The organism is Streptomyces sp. NPDC004031 (assembly GCF_053604375.1).
Genome location: NZ_JBSGHL010000125.1, coordinates 1 through 4,961 on the forward strand (window position 1 = coordinate 1; position 4,961 = coordinate 4,961).

Here is a 4,961-nt window from a genome sequence, read left to right on the forward strand (position 1 = left end):
GTCGGCGGAGACCACCACGGTGTGGGACACCCCGGGGGTGTTGTCCACGAAGTTGGTGATCAACCAGTTCAGGTTCTGTGCCGCCTGGCTCATCGGACTCAACTTAGCGCTCCTGGTTCTGTGGGCCGCCGAAGTGGGGGTCGGAGGCCTGTCCGTTCGTGTCAGTTCCAGCAGTGCGCCCTTGCTGGACGCCACGCCGCAGGTTACTCAACCGGCCGCGGACGTCTTCGGGTGCGCGGGAGACCTGTGGGCCGCCCTGCGGGGTCTGCGTTGCGGCACCCGGGACCAGGTTGGCCTTGGGCACCCGCCGTGGCAGGCCGGAGGGGGTGACCCCGCCTGCCTTCGGCTCGCGGACCGTCTCGGCCCGCTGCCAGTTCTCATCGTTGTTCGACCGCCAGTCGGAGGCTTCCGACCGGGGCTGGTTGTGGGGCTGGGGCGACTCCTGAGCGGGCTGATCCTGCGGTGACGTACGGGGCTTCCGGTCCCGGCGCGGCAGTCCGGCGTCCGTCAGCGAGGGGGAGCCTACGCTGTCGGACGGCTGCTCGGGGAGCGGCGGAACGGATTCGGTTACACCCCCGTCGGATCCCGGCCACTCGCTCTGAGCAGGCCGGTAGTCTGCCGGGTCGCTCTGCTGCCCGCCCGCGGCCGCGGCCGGCGGGTAACCGCCCGCCGGGTAGCCGCCGTCGCCGCCCGCGTCGTAGGACGCCGGGGCGCCCGTGCCCTGCTGGTCGTACGCCTGCGCGAAGAATCCGTTCTGCTCTTGCGGCTGCCCCTGCGGCTGCTCGTAGCCCTGGGAGTAGGACTGCCCGTAACCCTGGCCGTAGCCCGGCTCGTAGCCGCCGGAGGCGTAGCCGTCCGGTTCTTGCGGCAGCGGGTAGCCCTGGGCGTCGTAGCCGCCCTGGAGGGGCTGTTCGTAGCTCTGCTGCGGGAAACCGGCGTCGTAGCCCTGCGGATAGCCCTGCGCGGCCTCGTAACCGCCGTGCGGCTCGTACGGGGCCTCCGGGCCCGGCTGCGGCGCCGCGGGGGCCTGGGCGGCGTGCGCGGCCGCCTGGCGCTGCTCCGGCGGGGCCGGCGGCTCGGCGCCGCGGTCGCCGGAGACCGCGGCCTCCAGCTGCGCCCGGCGGTCGCCGTGCCGCAGCGAGCGGCCCACGTGGTCCAGGCCCGTGCCGCCCTGCTCGTACCGGGAGTCGTCGAAGCCCAGCTCGGCCGCGGTGCGGGCGCTCGGCTCGGCCGTGCCGAAGGTCTCCGGCACGATCCGGGACACCGTGAAGTCGCCCTGGCCGCTGCTCAGTTCCTCCTCGCCGCCACCGCCGTGGGTGATCGGCTCGGGCAGCATCACCAGCGAGGTGGTGCCCGCCTGCTCGCCGGAGGGGCGCAGCTGGACGCGGATGCCGTGCCGGTCGGACAGCCGGCCGACCACGAACAGGCCCATGCGCTTGGCGACCTCGACGTCCACGGTGGGCGGGTCGGCCAGCTTGTGGTTGATGTCGGCGAAGTCCTCGGCGGTCAGGCCGATTCCCTTGTCGTGGATCTCGACCATCACCCGGCCGTCCGGCAGCCGCGTCGCGGTCACCCGCACCTTGGTCTGCGGCGACGAGAAGGTGGTGGCGTTCTCCAGCAGCTCGGCCAGCAGGTGCACCAGGTCGCTGACGGCGCTGCCGTGGATGTCGGTGTCCGGGATGCCGACCAGCTCGATGCGGTCGTACGCCTCCACCTCGGAGGCGGCCGCGCGCAGCACGTCCACCAGCGGCACCGCCTGGTTCCACTGCCGGACCGGCTCCTCGCCGGCGAGCACCAGCAGGTTCTCGCCGTTGCGGCGCATACGCGTCGCGAGGTGGTCCATCCGGAACAGGCTCTCCAGCTGGTCCGGGTCCGCCTCGTTGTTCTCCAGGTCGGTGATCAGCTCCAGCTGGCGCTGGATGAGGCCCTGGTTGCGCAGGCTGAGGTTGGTGAAGATCGCGTTGACGTTGCCGCGCAGCAGCGCCTGCTCCGAGGCCAGCCGGACCGCCTCGCGGTGCACCTGGTCGAAGGCGCGGGCGACCTCGCCGATCTCGTCGCGGGTGGTGATCGGGATGGGCGCGACCGCGGTGTCCACCCGGCCCGGGTCGGTGCGCGAGAGCTGGTCGACCATGCCCGGCAGCCGGGTCTCGGCGATCTCGAAGGCCGCGCCGCGCAGCCGCCGCATGCTGCGGCTCATCGTGCGCGCCACCATGCCGGCCACCACGAAGGCGGCGATCAGTGCGAGCACCACGACCACGGCGTTGACGATCGCGTCCCGCTTGGCGTTGGAGGCGATCTTCGACGCGTCCGAGGCCGCCTGGTCGGCGAGCGCGACCTCGACCGTGCGGTAGGCGTCGAAGGACAGCGTGGAGGCCGCGAAGTAGGTCTCCGGCGTGATGCCCTCTGCGGCGAGCTGCTCGGTGGTGCGGCCCGGGGTGGCGATCTCGGTGACCATCTTGGCCAGCGCCGGCGGCACCACGAACGGCAGCCCGGCCGCGGCCGCCTTGTCCTTGGCCTGCGCGGTGGCGTCCCGGCCCTTCTGGAGCGCGGTGTTCTGCGCGTCCTTCAGCCGCTGCACGTCCTGCGCGGTGCCGCCGCTGTTGTACTCCTCCAGGGCGATGCCCTCCAGGTACTGGTACGAGCCGAGCGCCGTCTTCATCAGCGCCAGCTCGTCGGGGGAGGGGTCCTTCTCGACCAGGATGTGCATGCCGATCGCGCGGGTCAGCGACTCCGCGGCCTTGGAGAGCGAGTCGGCGTAGAGGGTGCGGCCGTAGGCGGTGATGTTGCTGGTGCCGTAGCCCAGCTCGTTGGCCAGCTCCATCAGCGGGTGCTGGATCTTGACGTACCACTCCTCGGTCTGCACCCCGGAGAGCTTCTTGGTGTACGCGGCCTGGCGCAGCGAGGCGAGCTGCGGCTCGACCGAGCGGAAGGTGGCCATCCGGCGCACCAGCCCGGCCTCGTGCGGCATCCGGGCCGCCGCGTCGTCGAACGCCTGGGCGGCGGTGTCGGTGGCGGCCCGCGCGGCCTTCACCGCCGGGTCGGAGGTCTTTCCGGCGAGCAGCGGAACAACCGTGTTGTCCCGCTCGTTGATCAGTGCGTTGCTGTACGTCGCCGCCGCGCGGACCAGTTCGGCGGTGCGTACCGCGTCGTCGGCCTGGTGCCAGGTGCTGACGGCGCTGTTGACGCGGAAGCCGCCGAAGACGAGGGCGACGAGCACGGGTATCAGGAGGATCGCGTTCAGCCGGGTGGCCACCCGCCAGTTGCGCACACTGAAGCGGCCGCCCGGGTCGGGCGGTGCGGGAACCTCGGCCCTGCCGTCCGGGGGAGTGTTTCCGGGACGCCGGGGCGGCGTGAAATTCCCCCGCGGGCCGTGCTCGGTCCCCGTCTCGGCTCGCCTGGTGTTCCTCACTGGACCAACAACCTCTCGGCGACGGCGCAACAACGGCCGTTCCTACGCTCGGGTTCTGCGAATTCCAGCACGTCATGGGGGCACTAGCCAAACGTGTGGCGGCAGTGCGGGGGAGGGGCGGTGGCGGTGCGGAGAGCCGACGATCGTCCGATAACAGGACATATGCCCGCAAGGGTGTACACGCTGCGACACCGATCGAGCGCGTCCCGTGGTCGCCGTGGGCGGAAAGTCTCTCGAAATGTTATGAAGGCGGGCCGCCCGTGTCGCACGACACGGACGGCCCGCCAGAGCCCCGTCAGGGGCAAGGTGCCGATGGCATGTGCTACTTGAGACGTGCCAGCAGGGCGTGCTCGACGAGGGTGATGAGGGCGCTCTTGGCCTCGGCGCGGTGCCGCGCGTCGGTGGTGATGATCGGCGCCTCGGGGCCGATCTGGAGCGCCTCGCGGACCTCCTCGGGACGGTACGGCTGGTGCCCGTCGAAGCCGTTGAGGGCGATGACGAAGGGCAGGCCGCTGTTCTCGAAGTAGTCGACGGCGGGGAAGCAGTCGGCCAGCCGCCTGGTGTCGACGAGGACGACGGCGCCGATCGCGCCCCGCACGAGGTCGTCCCACATGAACCAGAAGCGGTCCTGGCCGGGGGTGCCGAACAGGTAGAGGATCAGGTCGTCGTCGAGCGTGATGCGGCCGAAGTCCATGGCGACCGTGGTGGTGGTCTTGTCCTGGACGTGGCTGAGGTCGTCGATGCCGGCCGACGCCGAGGTCATGACGGCCTCGGTGCGCAGCGGGTTGATCTCGGAGACGGCGCCGACGAACGTGGTCTTGCCCACGCCGAAGCCGCCCGCGACCACGATCTTCGCGGAGGTCGTCGACCGCGCCGACGACTGCGTGCCGTACGACGGCTGCGACTGTGCTCTAGAGCTTCCGAAGTCCACTGAGCACCCTCTCAAGCAGTGTCACGTCTGGCTGACCGCCGGCTTCGCCGCTGCCCGGCTGGTGGATGGCCACCATGCCGGCCTCGGCCAGGTCGGCCACGAGGATGCGGGCCACGCCCAGCGGGATGGCGAGCAGGGCGGAGATCTCGGCCACCGACTTGATCTCGCGCGTCAGGTGGCAGATCCGCTGGTGCTCGGGCAGCAGTCCCGCGTACTGCACCGGGTCGGCGGTGGTGCTCACCAGCGCCTCTATCGCCAGCTGGTAGCGGGGCCTGGTGCGGCCACCGGTCATGGCGTACGGCCGCACCAGCGGCTGGTCGCCTTCCACTCCGTACGGCGCGTGGTGTGACGCGCCGTACGGGCCTTGGCCCGGCGAGGCGGGTGGCGGGGTCATGAGGGTCCTCCGTGTCCGGGCAGTGCGTGTCGCGGTGCGGAAAAACGGGAACGTGCGGGCGGGATCTCGGACGGTGGCGCGGGCGGCGGAGGGAGGTCCGCGCGCCCGCACCGCAGCGGGCTACTGCATCAGGCTGCCCTGTAGTTCTGCCCTGAGGTCGGGGGTGAGTACGGTGCCTGCGCGGTCGACGAGCAGGGCCATTTCGTAGCCGACGAGGCCGATGTCGC

The 4,961-nt window shown here is 71.5% G+C and carries 3 protein-coding genes and 2 pseudogenes; all 5 read right to left on the bottom strand.

The genetic code is table 11. The annotated features are described in order from the left end of the window. A pseudogene (locus tag ACWERV_RS36455) lies at positions 1-174 on the bottom strand (roadblock/LC7 domain-containing protein); the annotation flags it as partial. Continuing rightward, entirely contained in the window at positions 104-3,409 is a 3,306-nt protein-coding gene (locus ACWERV_RS36460) for a sensor histidine kinase (protein WP_452941160.1), read from the bottom strand. The gene ACWERV_RS36460 and the pseudogene ACWERV_RS36455, both read right to left, overlap by 71 nt. Before the next feature lie 322 nt (positions 3,410-3,731). After that, on the bottom strand, positions 3,732-4,340 hold the full coding sequence (locus ACWERV_RS36465; RefSeq protein ID WP_398186878.1) for a GTP-binding protein: 609 nt from the start codon (positions 4,338-4,340) through the stop codon (positions 3,732-3,734). Beyond that, positions 4,321-4,734, bottom strand: a complete 414-nt coding sequence (locus ACWERV_RS36470; RefSeq protein WP_031526299.1) for a DUF742 domain-containing protein — start codon at positions 4,732-4,734, stop codon at positions 4,321-4,323. The genes ACWERV_RS36465 and ACWERV_RS36470 overlap by 20 nt, the downstream gene beginning before the upstream one ends. A gap of 120 nt (positions 4,735-4,854) precedes the next feature. Continuing rightward, positions 4,855-4,961: pseudogene (locus ACWERV_RS36475) on the bottom strand (roadblock/LC7 domain-containing protein); the annotation flags it as partial.

Excerpts from the sequence above, each read along its gene's own strand:
- ACWERV_RS36470 (WP_031526299.1), bottom strand. The coding sequence starts at position 4,734 with ATGACCCCGCCACCCGCCTCGCCGGGCCAAGGCCCGTACGGCGCGTCA.